At 62.4% G+C, this 15,169-nt stretch carries 14 protein-coding genes; 12 read left to right on the top strand and 2 right to left on the bottom strand.

The features are described from left to right. Positions 1–29 precede the first annotated feature (29 nt). The 3 genes from GBEM_RS15735 to GBEM_RS15725 are packed head-to-tail and all read left to right on the top strand — an operon-like array spanning position 30 to position 3,612. Positions 30–782: a glycerophosphodiester phosphodiesterase gene (locus tag GBEM_RS15735; RefSeq protein ID WP_226373875.1), complete on the top strand. Its 753-nt coding sequence runs from the start codon at positions 30–32 to the stop codon at positions 780–782. Then, positions 779–2,989, top strand: a complete 2,211-nt coding sequence (locus GBEM_RS15730) for an alpha/beta fold hydrolase (RefSeq protein WP_012531584.1) — start codon at positions 779–781, stop codon at positions 2,987–2,989. Before GBEM_RS15735 ends, GBEM_RS15730 begins: the two co-directional genes overlap by 4 nt. Positions 2,990–2,997: 8 nt before the next feature. Next, positions 2,998–3,612: an HAD family hydrolase gene (locus GBEM_RS15725; RefSeq protein WP_012531583.1), complete on the top strand. Its 615-nt coding sequence runs from the start codon at positions 2,998–3,000 to the stop codon at positions 3,610–3,612. Positions 3,613–3,620: 8 nt separating this feature from the next. Here GBEM_RS15725 and GBEM_RS15720 read toward each other — a convergent pair whose 3' ends face one another. Beyond that, positions 3,621–4,058, bottom strand: a complete 438-nt coding sequence (locus GBEM_RS15720; protein WP_012531582.1) for a GSU0071 family protein — start codon at positions 4,056–4,058, stop codon at positions 3,621–3,623. 310 nt (positions 4,059–4,368) lie between these two features. On the opposite strand from GBEM_RS15720, the gene rsgA reads away from it, so the two are divergent. After that, positions 4,369–5,292 carry a ribosome small subunit-dependent GTPase A gene (gene rsgA, locus GBEM_RS15715; RefSeq protein ID WP_012531581.1) on the top strand — a complete coding sequence of 308 codons (924 nt, stop codon included), beginning with the start codon at positions 4,369–4,371 and terminating at the stop codon, positions 5,290–5,292. A 15-nt stretch (positions 5,293–5,307) separates the two neighbouring features. Continuing rightward, positions 5,308–6,012: a spermidine synthase gene (locus tag GBEM_RS15710; protein ID WP_012531580.1), complete on the top strand. Its 705-nt coding sequence runs from the start codon at positions 5,308–5,310 to the stop codon at positions 6,010–6,012. Positions 6,013–6,103: 91 nt separating this feature from the next. On the opposite strand, the gene GBEM_RS15705 is transcribed toward GBEM_RS15710, so the two are convergent. Next, positions 6,104–6,406 (bottom strand): hypothetical protein, encoded by a 303-nt coding sequence (locus tag GBEM_RS15705; RefSeq protein WP_012531579.1) that lies wholly within the window; start codon positions 6,404–6,406, stop codon positions 6,104–6,106. Between the two features lie 228 nt (positions 6,407–6,634). On the opposite strand from GBEM_RS15705, the gene GBEM_RS15700 reads away from it, so the two are divergent. The 7 genes from GBEM_RS15700 (at position 6,635) to hybB (ending at position 15,138) form a co-directional block, all read left to right on the top strand. Next, a complete protein-coding gene (locus GBEM_RS15700; RefSeq protein ID WP_012531578.1) occupies positions 6,635–8,479 on the top strand; it encodes an MEDS domain-containing protein in 1,845 nt (614 codons plus the stop codon). Between the two features lie 18 nt (positions 8,480–8,497). Continuing rightward, the gene (locus GBEM_RS15695; RefSeq protein WP_012531577.1) at positions 8,498–9,874 is read left to right on the top strand and encodes a sigma-54-dependent transcriptional regulator; all 1,377 of its coding nucleotides are present in this window, start codon (positions 8,498–8,500) and stop codon (positions 9,872–9,874) included. Between the two features lie 410 nt (positions 9,875–10,284). Then, positions 10,285–11,160, top strand: coding sequence for a sensor histidine kinase (locus GBEM_RS15690; RefSeq protein WP_226373874.1), 876 nt, complete (start codon positions 10,285–10,287; stop codon positions 11,158–11,160). 65 nt (positions 11,161–11,225) lie between these two features. Next, positions 11,226–11,558: a hydrogenase maturation nickel metallochaperone HypA gene (hypA, locus tag GBEM_RS15685; protein ID WP_012531575.1), complete on the top strand. Its 333-nt coding sequence runs from the start codon at positions 11,226–11,228 to the stop codon at positions 11,556–11,558. Between the two features lie 220 nt (positions 11,559–11,778). After that, positions 11,779–12,885 (top strand): hydrogenase small subunit, encoded by a 1,107-nt coding sequence (locus GBEM_RS15680; RefSeq protein WP_012531574.1) that lies wholly within the window; start codon positions 11,779–11,781, stop codon positions 12,883–12,885. Next, the gene (gene hybA, locus GBEM_RS15675; RefSeq protein WP_012531573.1) at positions 12,869–13,798 is read left to right on the top strand and encodes a hydrogenase 2 operon protein HybA; all 930 of its coding nucleotides are present in this window, start codon (positions 12,869–12,871) and stop codon (positions 13,796–13,798) included. Before GBEM_RS15680 ends, hybA begins: the two co-directional genes overlap by 17 nt. Next, entirely contained in the window at positions 13,798–15,138 is a 1,341-nt protein-coding gene (hybB, locus tag GBEM_RS15670) for a Ni/Fe-hydrogenase cytochrome b subunit (RefSeq protein ID WP_012531572.1), read from the top strand. Before hybA ends, hybB begins: the two co-directional genes overlap by 1 nt. The last annotated feature ends 31 nt before the right edge of the window (positions 15,139–15,169 follow it).

Genomic DNA, 15,169 nt, shown 5'->3' with positions numbered 1-15,169 from the left:
TTTCCGCCGACCAAAACGTGAGGAACAGCATGGCTTGCAACACGCTCATCATCGGCCACCGTGGCGCCTCCCGGGATGCCCCCGAGAACACCCTCGCTTCGATCCGGCTTGCCTTCGAGCAGGGGGCGGACGGGATCGAGGCCGATTTCCGCCTGACCGGCGACGGCCGGATCGTCTGCCTGCACGACGAGCGCACCGCCCGCACCTCGGACGGGGACCTTGCCGTGGCGCAGATGTCCCTCCCCGAGCTTGAACGGCTCGATTTCGGCTCCTGGAAAGGGGCGCAGTGGAGGGGGGAGCGCATCCCGACCCTGCGCGAGATACTTGCCCTCCTGCCACAAGGAAAGAGGATCTACATCGAGTTGAAAAGCGGCACCGAGATCGTCCCCAAGCTTAAGGAGGAGCTGGCGGCGTCAGGGGTGCCGGCGGAGCAGGTGCGTTTTCTCGCCTTCGACGCCGGGCTCATCAAGGCGGTGAAGGAAGAGCTTCCCGCCTACCGCGCCTGCTGGCTCACCGACTACCGCTATAGAAACGGATGGCGCCCGTCGCACCAGGAGATCATCGCCACCCTGGCCGGCTGCGGCGCCGACGGACTGGCGAGCAGTGACAAGGGCGCGCTCGACTCCGAGTTGGTGCGGGAGCTGAGGCAAAGGGATCTGGAGCTTCACGTCTGGACCGTGGACCGGGCGCGGGCCGCGCGGAGGCTGTTGCTCTTGGGGGTGGATTCCATCATGACCAACCGCCCGGGGTGGCTTAGGGATGCACTGGGGGACAAGCCATGAACCGCCAGGCGTATCTAGCCACCGGCCGGATGATCGCCCTGCTGGAAGGGTTCTCCAAGCTGAGGGTGCATGTGCACGGCAAGGAGAACATCCCCAAGGGGGGCGTGATCTTCGCGGTGAACCACTTCACCCGCATCGAGACCATGCTCCTTCCCTACCATATCCACCAGTTGACCGGGGTGCCGGTCTGGTCGCTGGCCCATGCCTCGCTGTTCGCCGGGCCATTGGGGCGCTTCCTCGACATGATGGGGGCCGTCTCCACAAGAAACCCAGACCGCGACCGCGTCATGGTGAAGACGCTTCTGACCGGGGAGGCCAACTGGATCATCTTCCCCGAAGGGCGGATGGTGAAGGACAAGGAACTCTTCCGGCAGCGCAGGCTGCTTCCCTCGATAGGCGAGCGCCCCCATTCGGGGGCCGCGACGCTCGCGCTGCGCACCGAATTCTACCGGCAGAGGCTGACGCAGCTGGAGCATAGCGCGCCGGAAGAGGTGGCGAGACTAAAAGGGCTCTTCCAGATCGCCGAATTGGCGCCGGTCGTACAGGGGAAGTGCTGGATCGTCCCGGTGAACATCACCTACTATCCATTGAGGGCGCGGGAAAACGCGCTGAGTTCGCTGGCCGGACTTTTCATGAAGGAGATGTCGCTACGCCTGAGGGAAGAGATCCTGACCGAAGGGAGCATGCTCCTCTCCGGGGTCGACATAGACGTCCGCTTCGGCGAGGCGATCGATCCGGCGCTTTATCTCCGCGGCAACGCGATCCAGGCCGACATCGCCTCCAGGGAGCCGATAGGGTTCGACGACAGGCTCCCCTCGCTGGACGACATGAAACGGGCGTCGGGAAAGCTCATGGAGCGCTGCATGGCCTCCATCTACCAGCTCACCACGGTGAACCACGACCACCTCTTCGCGTCGATGCTGAGGGCCTACCCCTTCAAGTCCATAGCCGAGGACGATTTCCGCCGCCGGGTTTTCCTGCTCGCCACCCAATGCCTGAGCTCCACCGACTGTCACAGGCACCGCAGCCTCACCACGGGGCAGGTCTCCCTGCTCACCGACGACCGCTACCATAAGTACAGCGAGTTCATCCAGATCGCGCAGGAAAAGGGAGTGGTCGTCCTGCGGGACGGCGAACTGGTCAAGGACCGAGCCAAGTTCTCCGCCCCCTTCGAGCTGCAGCGCGCGAGGATCGACAACCCGCTTGGGGTCATCGCCAACGAGGTGCTGCCGCTCACCGTCTTGCAGCGGGAGGTGCACCTGACCGCTTGGCTACCCGGCCGCATGGTGAAAAACCGGGTCGCGGCGCTTTTGGAGCGGGAGGCGAAGGATGAGTTCGCCAAGGACTACGCCCAGTTCTATCTGGAAAACGAAAGCAAGCCGCCCGAGGTCGGAGCGCCGCTGCTGCTCCAGGGGAGGTCGCGCCGTCTGGGGGTGGTCCTCGTGCACGGGCTGCTCTCGGTTCCGGCCCAGATGCTGGAACTTGGGCGCTACCTGCAGGAGCGCGGGTTCTGGGTCTACCTGGTGCGTCTCAGGGGACACGGCACCTCGCCGGAGGACCTGGCCCGACGGACCGGGCGGGAGTGGGTGGAATCGGTGGACCTTGGCTATGCCCTGATGAGCGCGCTCTGCGACCGGGTGGTGCTGGGAGGATTCTCTTTCGGCGGCGGGGTCGCGCTCGACTGCGCAGCCCGGATCCCGCAGGTGGCTGGGGTCTTCGCGGTCTGTCCCCCGCAGCGGCTTTTGGACATCTCGTCGCGCTTCGCGCCGGCAGTCAACGTCTGGAACCGGGTCATGGACGCCATAAAATACCAGTGGGCCAAGAAGGAGTTCGTCGAGTCGGTCCCCGAGCGGCCGGAACTTAACTACACCAGGATTCCGGTATCGGCGCTGCGTGCCATGGAACGGTTCATGAGGGGGCTCGAGCCGAAGCTGGCGAAGATCGGGGTGCCGGTGCTGGTGGCCCAGGCGGAATGGGACCCGGTGGTGGACCCGCAGGGGTCGCAGCGGCTCTTCGAGATGCTGGGGAGCGCGAAGAAGAAATACCTGATGTTCCCCCTGCAGCGCCACGGCATACTGGCGGGGTCTGGGTCGCACGAGGTCCATGCGGCCCTGGGCTCCTTCGTGGAGGAGCTCCTGGCGCGGGCCGTGTCGCATCCGGCCCTGGAAGCGCCCAAGCTCCCCGGCGCCGAGGCGACGACCCCCTGAACCTTCCTATGGAGAAATCACCTTTGAAAATGAACCTCTTGCAGAGCCGGCACTGGGTCTTCGACCTGGACGGGACCCTTACCGTCGCCATCCACGATTTCGCGCAGATCCGCTCGCTTTTAGGCGTCCCGGAAGGGTGCGACATCCTTGGGCACCTGGATGCTCTCCCGGAGCCGGAAGCGGCTGCGGCCAAGGCGCTTTTGGTGAGCATCGAGGAGGAACTGGCGGGAAGGACCGAACCTGCGGAAGGGGCCCGGGAGCTGGTGCAGCTGTTGCACCTGCGGGGGGCGCGGCTGGGGGTGCTGACCCGCAACACGCGGGAGATCGCGCTGAAGACGCTGGGAAGGATCGGGCTTATGCCCTTTATAGCTGCGGACGACGTGCTCGGGCGTGACGATGCGCTGGCGAAACCGGACCCGGACGGGATCCTGAAACTAGCGTGCCGCTGGGGAGTCTCCCCGGCGGCACTGGTAATGGTGGGTGATTATGCCTTCGACCTGCTCACCGGCCGCGCTGCCGGCGCCGGTACCATCCATGTCGATCCGGCGCGCAGTTTCCGGTGGCCCGAACTGAGCGATATCGCGGTCGGGAGCCTGACCGAACTGGCCCTGGCGCTGGCGTGAGGCAAGGCTCAGGCGAGCGCCTTCAACTCACTGTCGGTGATCTGCACGATCTCGTCGTAGATCGCCAGCCTGACGTGCAGGTCGCACCATTTCCTGGCCACGCTGCGTATCAGGTAGAAGCCGTTGGCGAGCGTTCCGGACAATAACGCTATGCCGAGCATCCTCTGCTCCTCGACCGAGATCAGCACCGCGCCGTAGATGGCGATGTTCAGCATGGAGGCGAGCCAGGCGATTTCGGGACCCTTGAACGGGTTCAGCATCACCTTGGTGAGGTCGATGTAGTAGCGGGTCATGCCGCGCACCCGGCGCATCGACTCTACGATCTCGTCTCTTTGCTGCTTCAGGTAAAGGCAGGCGAGGAAGTGCGAGATAGCCAACTGTTTCCCATGTTGCATCCGTTCCGCGAGATACATGTCGATTGCTTCGTCCACTGTCTCTTTGCTCATGACTGCCATCCTTCGGGTGCCCGCCGGCGCCCTTTGCCTGCAACTCTTCTCTATCAGGTTCTTCCCTCATCCGCCCCGATGCTCTTAAAAGCGAGCTGCTCTGATTCTGGCAACAGGTTAAATAAACGCAGGGGCCGCATAAGGCAAACTATCAGACAAAAGCTTCTTCATGTCAACTCTCCAGTTGTCCCTATACTCCTCTCTCATCGCCGTAAATAGGGTTTTGTTGACAACTTTCCGCTCCTGCCGTACTCTCCATCCCTGGCCGCCCGGAAGCGGGGGCGACTAAGGACGGGAGAGCGGACGGCATATGGTTAAAAAGTCGCAACAGACAAGCGCGCAGGGAGCAAGCGGAGTGATCGTCTCCCATTTCGGCGTGGCTGTCGAGGTGCTGTTCCAAAACGAGGAACGCCGCATGGTCCGGGTCAAGAGAAACTCGGGGCATGTGGTAGGGGACCAGGTCCGCGTCGTGGGGGAGGTGCTGGAGCGGCTCCCCAGAAGGACCGAGCTGCGCCGCAGCGACGCCCGCGGCGGGGTCCACATGGTCGCCGCCAACCTGGACGTTTTGGGGATCGTGGTCGCGCCGGGGACGCCGGCCGGCTTCCTCGACCGGGCCATAGTCGCGGCGCGTGCCGCGCAGCTTATCCCCTTCATCGTCTTCAACAAGTGCGACCTCCCCGAAGCCCGCGCCCAAAGCACCGAGCTCTCAGGCATCTACGCCGGCATCCTCCGCTTCTTCACCCTGAGTGCGGTCACCGGCGAGGGGCTCGATCCCTTGCGCGACTACCTGCACGAGGGGCATCGCGGGGCCTTCGTCGGCACCACCGGCGTCGGCAAGAGCTCCCTTTTGAACGCGCTCTGTCCCGACATCAACCTGAAGGTGGGGGAGCTGAGCGACGACCAGAACTGGACCGGCAGGCACACGACGACGGTTTCCTCGCTGCATGCCCTGGCCGGGGGAGGCGAGCTGGTGGACACCCCGGGGTTCAGGGATTTCGGGCTGGTGGACATCTCCACCACCGAACTCGTGGCCCATTTTCCCGGTTTCGAGGCGCTGGAGCAAAACGCCTGCCGCTTCCACAACTGCCGGCACCGTCAGGAACCCGGCTGTACCGTGAGGGACCGGGTCGGCTCCGGCGAGATCAACAACGACCGTTACCAGACTTACCTCGCCCTCCTCACCGAGGTCGAGGCGATAGAAGAGGCGGCACAGCGGCGCCACTGGAAGAAATAAGGAGAGTTACCGACCATGGCCCAGCCCTGGCAAGTATTGCAAAGCGTAAAGACCGCCGACGGCGTGCTGGAACTGAGACAGCGCGGCGAGAGCGATTTCCTGATCACCGTGAACGGGCTGGTGCTGATGAACAGCTCGCTGCACCGCTCCGAAGTAGCGCTGGGGGAGCTCGCCTGCGGCCACCTGAAACAGCAGGAGGCGCCGCGGGTGCTGGTGGGGGGGCTGGGGATGGGGATCACCCTGAGGGCGGTCCTGGACAACCTCCCGCCCAAGGCCACGGTCGTGGTGGCGGAGCTGAACCCGGTGGTGCTTGAGTGGTGCCGGGGTCCTTTGGCTGCGGTGACGAACCAGGCCGCCAGCGACCCGCGGGTGACCGTGGAGATAACCGACGTGGCCGACGCCATCAGGAAAAACGCCATGGGGAGGTCGCGTTTCGACGCCATCGTGCTCGACCTGTACACCGGGCCGCACGCGAAGACGCACAAGATCGAAGATCCTCTCTACGGCGCCATCGCCATCGAGATGACCCGTGCCGCGCTGAAACCGGGCGGGATCTTCGCCGTGTGGGGCGAAAACTACGACCAGGGATTCGACAAGCGGCTGCGCGCTGCAGGCTTTTCCGTCACCTGCGACCGTCCCGGCCGCGGCGGACTGCGCCACGTGGTCTACCTCGCGCGGGTGCAGCAGCGGTCGGAACCTGGACGGCAGGGGAAGCGCTGATCTCAACCAGCGCTTCTCGGCCAAGCATCTCCGGGCCCGCCTCGTCGGCGGGCTTTTTTTATGCCGGCACCGGGATGGCGGACAGCTGGTTCTATTTCCACCCGGCTTCACCGGCGAGCGCCCCGAAGCCGGCTCCGGCGTACTGCACGGCGCAGGGGTCGCTTGCCCTGGGGGGCGAAACGGCGTGCACCCCGCCGCAGGCGGGGCATCCCTGGACGAAGGTCTTCAGCTCGAATCCCTTGCCGCATTCCTGGCAGCTCACCTGCAAAGCGCCGCCGGGCAGCGGCGAGACTGCTACCTGTCCCCCATGGGCCGCCAGCACGAACTCCACCAGTTCCCTCCCGGTGGCGTAAGGACCTCCCCCCCTAGAACTACCAGATCCGCAGTCGCACATCTTATCCTCCTTTTCGATAGCCTCTTGGCCTGGCGGGAAAGGTACCTTTTCTCCGGTGTCAGCGCCTTGATCTGCGTCAATAATTCCCCGATGGAAAGCCTTTTTTCCTCTTCCAGCGCTCTGTTGCCGACTTCAAATTCACCCCGCACTTGAATTGCAATGGAAATTTATTCCAGTATATTGTCTTAGGATTTTCTAACCCGGTCTCATTACTGAGGAGAGGGGCTGATGGAAGATACGAAAGAACTGGAATTCGCGGACATAGGGACAGTCAACTGCCACGACCACATCTGCCTCATCTACCATGGAGAGGGAGAGATCTACCACCCGGTGTTTCCCTTCATACAGAAGGGGGTGGCTATCGGAGAGCGCTGCATCTATCTGCATGGATCGGAGGACCGGCTGGAGCGTTTGCTGCAGAATGCGGTCTCCTCACAACAGGAGGACTCAGGCGCTCTGATACTGTTCCCGCTTGAGGATTTCTGGCACAAGGATGGCGCGTTCAAGCAGGAACGGGTGCTGAAACTCTTGCACAAGCTCTGCGCTGCCGCCATTGATGACGGCTTTAGCGGCACCAGGGTCATCTGTGACATGGGGTGGGCCGTCTTAGAGCCTAAGCGCCAGGAACTGCTGCAGCGTATTGAGAGGGAATTGACCGCATTCGCTTCACAAAACGACGTGACGCTACTTTGCCTGTACAACCGGGAGCTTTTTCCGGAGGAAACCATCCTGGAGCTGGCGAAGCTGCACCCGCAGGTGATCGTCGGCGGCAGAACCTGCAGCAACCCTTTCTATTTCCCTGCGGCTTCGGATCGCCGCATCAAGGGGGCGCGTTGCGAAGTGGACGTCTTTATGGCAACAGCGCAGAGAATGACGACGCTTTTGGCCGAGAGCGACCGTCTCAAGCAGGAGCTGGAACAGGCCTATGGCGCGCTGGCCCGCAAGATCTATGAGAATTGGCAGGAGGAGGACTCGCTTAGGGCCAACGAGAAGGAGATGCAGGAGAAGGACGAGGCTCTTTTGGAACACAAGAGGAAATTGCAGACCATCCTGCAGCATATACCGGCCATGCTGATGGCGTTCGACAGCGGCGACAGGCTTGCCGCCTGCAATCATGAGTTCGAACGTGCCACGGGCTTCAGGGTGGAAGAGGTTATCGGCAAGCCCATGTTGGAGCTGCTCCACGTGGAAGGGGAGCAGCGCGAAGAGGTGGTCTCGGCGCACCCGCGGGATGGGGGGGATTACCGGGGGAGGGAGTGGAGCCTGCGCTGCAGAGACAACTCGGTGAAGACCGTCGCCTGGTCCAATATCTCCCGCTATGTCCCGATCAGGGGGTGGAACAACTGGATCGTGGGACTGGACGTGTCGGCCAAACTCCATGCGGAGAACGCCCTCAAGGGGCTGCGCGACGAGTTGGAGGCGAGAAACGCCGAGCTGGAGGCGTTCGGCGAGGCCGTCTCCCACGACCTTAGCGGGCGGCTGGCCCGGATCGGCGAGGACTGCCGCGCAATGCAAAAGCTCTACGGCGGCGACCTCTCGACCCCCTGCCGCGAGATGCTGCAAAAGGTAGGCGTCGCGGCGCTGGAGCTGGCAGGCCCCATCGCTGCCCTGCAGCGGCTGACCGCGCTGGCGGCTGCCGGCCTGCAGCCCGAAGAGGTGGATTTGAGCGCCATGGCCTCGGAGATAGCCGAGAAGCTATCGGATACGGTTGCCCGCCCGGTCACCTTCAGGATCGAGGACGGTGTCACTGTGACCGGCGACCGGGAGATGCTCCGGTTGGCCATGGAACAACTGCTGGAGAATGCCTTCAACTGCACTGTGGGCGTAAAGCACCCGGTGATCAAGTTCGGCACCGCGCAGGTGAAAGGGGAGCGGAGCTTCTACGTCTCCGACAACGGCCCCAGGCCCGGCGAGCAGCCGGGCAAGGGAATAGTCGGCAAAGCAGAGGGGCAGGAGCGCATCTCCAGCGGCATCGGCCTTGCCACGGTACAAAGGATCATCAACCTGCACCGCGGCCGGTTCTGGTGCGCCGATCAAACGGGCAGGGGAGGTACCCTGTACTTCCAGGTTTAGCGGAGAAGAGGCACTATCATGAAAAGTGGTCGCACAACGCCGCTCCCAGTCGTGCTCGTCGACGACGACGAAGGGATGCTCATGCTGTACGCCATGCTCCTGAAGGGGCGCGGCATCGGGCCGGTGATGGCCTTTGACGACGGGGCTCAGTTGCTCCCGTTTTTGAGGCGCAACGAGGCGGCGGCCGTGATCCTGGATCTGTCGCTTTCCACGGTCAGCGGCAAGGAGCTCCTGGAAAAGGTGGTGGAGGAGTTTCCGCAGCTGCCGGTATTGATAAGCACCAGGATCGCCGAGGTGGGACAGGCCGTATCCTGCATGCGGGCAGGCGCCTGCGACTATCTTATCAAACCACTAGACAACTTAAGTTTTCTGGCGGCAATCGACCGGGCGCTTGGGCTTGCACGCGGACCGGCGCACCACTGGGAGAGGGATACGGCGTCTCACGAGATCGTCACCGAGGACCGGCAGATGTTGGCCCTTTTGCGGCGGACGAAAGCCGTGTCGCGTTCAGGGCAGCCGGTACTGGTAACCGGGGAAACCGGGGTTGGCAAGGAGCTCTTCGCGGAGGCGGTACACCGCTACGGCGGGAGCCAGGGGGAGTTCGTCACGGTGAACGTCGCGGGGCTGGACGACGCGGTCTTCTCGGACACCCTTTTCGGGCATCGCAAGGGTGCTTTTACCGGGGCCCAGCAGAACCGGGACGGCCTGATCAGAAGGGCCTCCGGCGGAACGCTCTTTTTGGACGAGATCGGCGAACTGCGGGAGGTTTCCCAGATCAAGCTCCTCAGGCTGATCCAGGAGCACGAGTACCTGCCGCTGGGTTCCGACATGCCTTCCTTAAGCGATGCCGGGATCGTTGTCGCCACCAACCGCGACCTCAAAATGCTGCTGGAACAGGGCCGGCTGCGCGAAGACCTGTATTACCGGCTTTGCTGCCACCAGATCCATGTCCCACCGCTTCGGGAGCGCAGGGGGGACATTCCGCTTCTTCTGGACCACTTCGTAAGCCAGGCGGCGCGCCGGATGGGTAAGGCCAAGCCGTCGTATCCGCCTGAGCTGCTGCGCATGCTGGAGCACTATCACTTTCCCGGCAACGTGCGCGAACTGCAGGCAATGGTCTATGACGCCGTGGCGCTGCACGAGAAAGGTGGCTTGCCGCTCTCCAGCTTCAGAAAGAGGATCGAATTGGCTTCCGGGGATTCGCGTCTGGTCGCGGAACAGGAAAGCGTCACCGTCACCTTCCACGGCTTTCCCAGTATGAGGGAGGCCCAGACGCTTCTGATCAGCGAGGCGCTCCGCATGTCCAACGGCAATCAGGGAGAAGCCGCCTCGCTGCTGGGCATTTCCCGGCAGGCCCTCAACAACCGGCTCAGAAGAAAGGCGGGTTTTCCCTGAACCGGCAACAAACGTTGCAACTGCCACAAATGTTGTTCGACCTAAACCCGCCCCACGCAAGGGTCCGCGCCCCCAAGCCGGAAAAAGACAGATTTATTGCGGTCCCCGCGGCTCCATCCAGCTCCCCTGTTGCGGAACAAGTTTTCAGAATCATTGTGAAAAACTAACCCGGCAAGGGTGGGCATGGTTACTGCTGTAGTAAATGCAGGCAGTGAGCGGGTGCAGTGGAAGGCCCGGCTCCGGGGGGACCCCGGGCGATTACGCCCCATGCGGGAGGTAGCAGGGGAGACGTTCCTCTTGAAGAAAGCCCCAGGGAAGAGGAGAAGTACGGGGGCGACCAGGTTCATAAAAGGGGGTGCCCAATGGCCGGCATGTTCAGGGAAAGGAAGACGAACGGGGAGGGCAGGTATTTGAACATAGACAAGGAAGTGGCATCAAGCATGCTGAACGCCTCCTACGCGGTGGACCTGAAGTCCGCGGTGCACAGCTCGTTGGAAACCATCAGGAACATGCTGCTGGAAAGGCCCAACAACGAGGAGATCAGCCTCCTGACCCAACAGGTCGAGCGCCTTTTGACCGAACAGACCGAGCGGTTGGAATCGATCAACCGCGATCTGGAGGCCTTCAACTACTCGGTAGCCCACGACCTCTGCGCGCCGCTGAGAAGGATCTGCGGCTTCACCAGAGCCTTGCAGGAGCAGTATGCCGGCAGGCTCGACCTGGAAGGGATGGATTACCTGGAGCGGATCTTCAAGTCCTCGCAGCATATGAACGATCTGATCGAGGCGCTCTTGCAGCTCTCCCAGCTCTCCTACCTAAACCTGAAGCGGGAGGTGGTCGACCTCTCCGAGCTCGTGAGCGAGACGGCCAACGACCTGAAGCAGAGCGCCCCGGACCGCAAAGCGGACTTCATCATCCAGCCGCGCATCCGTACCTTCGGCGACGCGAACCTCCTGGAGATCGCCATAAAAAACCTCTTGAGAAACGCCTGGAAATTCACTCAGATGCGGGAGGTGGCCTGCATCGAATTCGGCGCCCGCGAGGTGGCAGCGGATAAGACCTGCTTCGTCAAGGACAACGGGATCGGCTTCGACATGGCAAACGCCGACAAGATGTTCCACGCCTTCCAGCGACTGCACCCAAGCAGCGAGTTCCCCGGCAACGGCATCGGCCTCACCACGGTGCAGCGGATCATTAACCGCCACGGCGGAAGGATCTGGGCCGAAGGCGAGGTGGACAAAGGAGCGATCTTCTACTTCACCCTGCAGTCCTGCATCACTGCGTGAATGAGAGCTTTTGCAGCGGCCCGTTATCTGCTATCATCCGCCTTCGAGCTGCAAGGAGGCGGAAGATGCACGAGATGTCGATAACACAAAGCGTGGTGGAAATTTGCGAGGGGCATGCCGCAGGGCGTAAGGTGACCGAGGTGGTGCTCCTGATCGGAGAGCTTTCGGGGGTGGTTCCCGAGAGCGTGGAATTCTGCTTCGAGGCGTGCAGCAAGGGAACCCTCCTGGAGGGAGCGCGCCTGCAACTGGAACTGGTCCCGGGCGTCGGCAGCTGCCCCGCCTGCCACGGCGAGTTCTCCATCTCCACCCTGTACCAGCCATGTCCCGGGTGCGGCGCCTTTGGCCTGAGCGTCGTAGCCGGAGAGGAGTTGAGGGTCAAGGAGCTGGAGCTGGAATAAGGCGGGTCCCCCTTGCGGCGGGACAAAATGATACAATCGCGGGACAGAAGTACCCAGGCAAATTGGGACAAAAGCGGCACCGGCGGGATTACCCCACGGCAGCCGCTTTTTTTGTTCCTGTAAAATCAGCATCTTTCGTCTTTGGAATTTGTTTACGAAATTGGCACGGGTGTTGCCGTATACGTGCGGTTTTTGTTCTTTATTCCGAGGGAGGGTTGTTATGAAAGAAGAGATGTTCTGCGAGGGGGTAACCCGGAGGAGTTTCATGAAGACCTGCGTCACCGCGACGGCCATGATGGGGCTTCCCTTCGCCATGCACACGCAGGTTGCCGAGGCGATCGAGAAAAACGGCAACCCCGCGGTGATCTGGCTCCATTTCCAGGAGTGCACCGGCTGTTCCGAGTCGCTTCTGCGTTCGAGCCATCCGACCATTTCCACGCTGATCCTGGACATGATTTCGCTGGACTATCACGAGACGCTGATGGTAGGTGCCGGGCACCAGGCCGAGAAGTCGCTGCACGACTCGATGAAGGCGAACCAGGGGAAGTACATTCTGGTGGTCGAGGGGGCGATCCCGACCAAGCAGAACGGGATCTTCTGCAAGGTTTCCGGCAAGACCGCCATGGAGTCGCTGCAGGAAGCGGCCAAAGGGGCTGCCGCCATCATCAGCATCGGGACCTGCGCCTCCTACGGCGGCATCCAGTCCGTGGCCCCGAACCCCACCGGCGCCGTAGGGGTCAGGGACATCGTGAAGGACAAGCCGATCATCAACATCCCGGGCTGCCCTCCCAACCCTTACAACTTCCTTTCCACCGTCCTCTACTACCTGACCTTCAAGAAGCTTCCCGAACTTGACAACCTGGGGCGCCCGAAGTTCGCCTACGGCAGGAAGATCCACGAGCATTGCGAAAGGCGTCCGCACTTCGACGCCGGCCGCTTCGCCAAGGCCTACGGCGACCCGACCCATGCCCAGGGGTACTGCCTCTATAAGCTGGGGTGCAAGGGACCCGCGACCAGCGCCAACTGCTCCGTGCAGCGCTTCAACGACGTGGGGGCGTGGCCGGTCTCCATCGGTCACCCCTGCATCGGCTGCACGGAACCGGACATACTCTTCAAGACGGCGATCGCCGAGAAGGTGCAGATCCACGAGCCCACCCCGTTCGACAGCTACGCGCCGGTCGACCTGAAAGAAAAGGGTAAGGGGCCCGACCCGCTCACCACGGGCTTCGTGGGCCTTGCCGCCGGCGCGGCACTTGGCGCAGGCGCCATGCTCGCCAAGAAGCTTCCGGGCAACACGCAGGAGGGCGGCGATGAAAAATCCGAGTAGACGCGACTTCCTGAAGCTGGCGGGAGCGACCGGGGCGGGGCTCTTGGCCTGTGGCGCCGGGAGCGCGCTCGCCAACGAGGGGACCCAGATCAACAACGAGGAACTGGGGATGCTCTACGACGCCACCAAGTGCGTCGGCTGCAAGGCGTGCATGGCCTCCTGCAAGAGGGTGAACAGCGACTACGGCTCCCTCTCCTACGAAAAGGCCAAGTTCGACAGCGACGGGCTCTGGGACGCCCCGAGCGACCTCTCCGGTTCCACCCGGACCCTGATCAAGCTCTTCAAGGAGAGCGAGCAGCGCTGGAGCTACGTCAAGTACTCCTGCATGCACTGCCAGAAGCCTTCCTGCGTCTCGGTCTGCCCGGTTTCCGCCATGACCAAGGAGAAGGTCTCCGGTATCGTCGACTACAACAAGAACACCTGCATCGGCTGCCGTTACTGCCAGATCGCCTGCCCCTACAACATCCCGAAGTTCCAGTGGGAAAAGGCGCTGCCGCAGATCGTTAAGTGCGATCTCTGCAAGGCGACCAACCTGCGCGAGAAGGGGATTTCCGCCTGCGCCGAGGTCTGCCCGGTCGGTGCCATCAAGTTCGGCAAGAGAAAGGACCTCCTTTCCGAGGCGCACCAAAGGCTAAAGGATGCTCCGGACCGGTACGTGCCGCACGTCTACGGCGAGCACGAGGGAGGGGGGACGAACCACCTCTACCTGGCCTCGATGCCGTTCAACAAGCTGGGGCTTCCCGACATCAAGCCCGAGGCGCCGGCCGAGTTCTCCGAGAAGATCCAGCACACCATCTACAAGGGCTTTATCGCCCCGGTCGCGCTTTACAGCACCCTTTGCTTCATAGCGGTGAAGAACATGAAGAAGCACAAGGGGCACGACGGTCACGACCAGAAGCAGGAGGATAAGTAATGGGAAATCCTGAAGAATACCAAAAGCTGGAAGGTAAGATCTTTACCAAGTCATTCTTCATCCTCCTGTCGGTGGTGCTGCTCGGCTTCTACTTCGTGGGGGTGCGCTACGTGAAGGGTATCGGCGCGGTCTCCAACATGAGCGACGGCTACCCCTGGGGGATCTGGATCACCTACGACGTCGCCACCGGAACCGCCATCGCCTGCGGCGGCTACGCGGTCGCCATCCTGGTCTACATCCGGAACCGGATGCAGTACCACCCGATGATCCGCTCGGCGATCCTCACCTCCATGTTCGGCTACGGCCTGGCCGGCTTCTCGGTCATGGTCGACTTGGGTCGCCCCTGGAACGCCTACAACTTCTTCATCCCGAGCAAGTGGCAGGCGAACTCCGCCATGTTCGAGGTCGCCCTTTGCGTCATGGCCTATTCCACGGTTCTCATCCTCGAGTTCCTCCCGGCCATCCTGACCTCCATCGAGCAGAGCAAGTGGGATCGGATGAACGCGGTCAGGAACTGGCTGCACCCGAAAATAGCCCCGGACCAAAAGAGCATGCAGGACAAGCTGGAGATGGTACGCCTGGGGGCCGTGTGGCTCAAGCCGCGCCTGAACAAGGTCCTCATCTTCTTCATCGTCCTCGGCATTACGCTTCCGACCATGCATCAGTCGTCATTGGGGAGCCTGCTCCTCATCGCCTCGACCAAGCTGCACCCGCTCTGGCACACCGGCTTCCTGCCGCTGTTGTTCCTCTTGAACTGCGTCTTCATCGGCTACGCCATAGCGATCCTGGAGTCCATCATCTCCAGCTACTCCTTCAAGAGGCCCTTCGAGACCGAGGAGCTTTCCGGCCTCGCCGCGCTGATTCCGTTCGTCACCGTGATCTGGCTCTGCGTCGTGATCGGGGACCTGGCGTACCGCGGCCAGATTGGCGCCGCCCTCAAGGGGGATTTCTACTCCGGCTGGTTCCTGACCGAGTTCCTGCTGGTGGCGAGCGGCTCCCTGCTCCTTTTCTTCAAGAAATTCAGGAGATCGCCGCGCTGGCTCTTCACCAGCGCCTCGCTGATCGTCTTAGGCGGCGCCCTTTACCGTTTCAACGTCTACCTGATCGGCTTCAACCCGGGGCAGGGGTGGAGGTACTTCCCCTCCTTCGCCGAGGTGATGGTCACCGTCGGCATCGTGGCGCTGGAGGTGCTGGGGTACAAGGTGTTCGTAGCCCTCTTCCCCGTGCTTCCCAACACTTCGGCTCATGGTGGCGGGCATGCCCCCGCGAAAAAGACGGCGGCCAAGCATGGCAAGAAAGCTGCGCTGGACGTCCCGCACGCGCCGGTCGAGGCGCACTGAAACCAATAAATTCAATTCAGCTTTTGGAGGA

Origin of the sequence: Citrifermentans bemidjiense Bem, from assembly GCF_000020725.1 — a bacterium.
GTDB classification, from domain to species: domain Bacteria; phylum Desulfobacterota; class Desulfuromonadia; order Geobacterales; family Geobacteraceae; genus Geomonas; species Geomonas bemidjiensis.
This window is presented reverse-complemented; position numbering and strand designations above follow the sequence as displayed.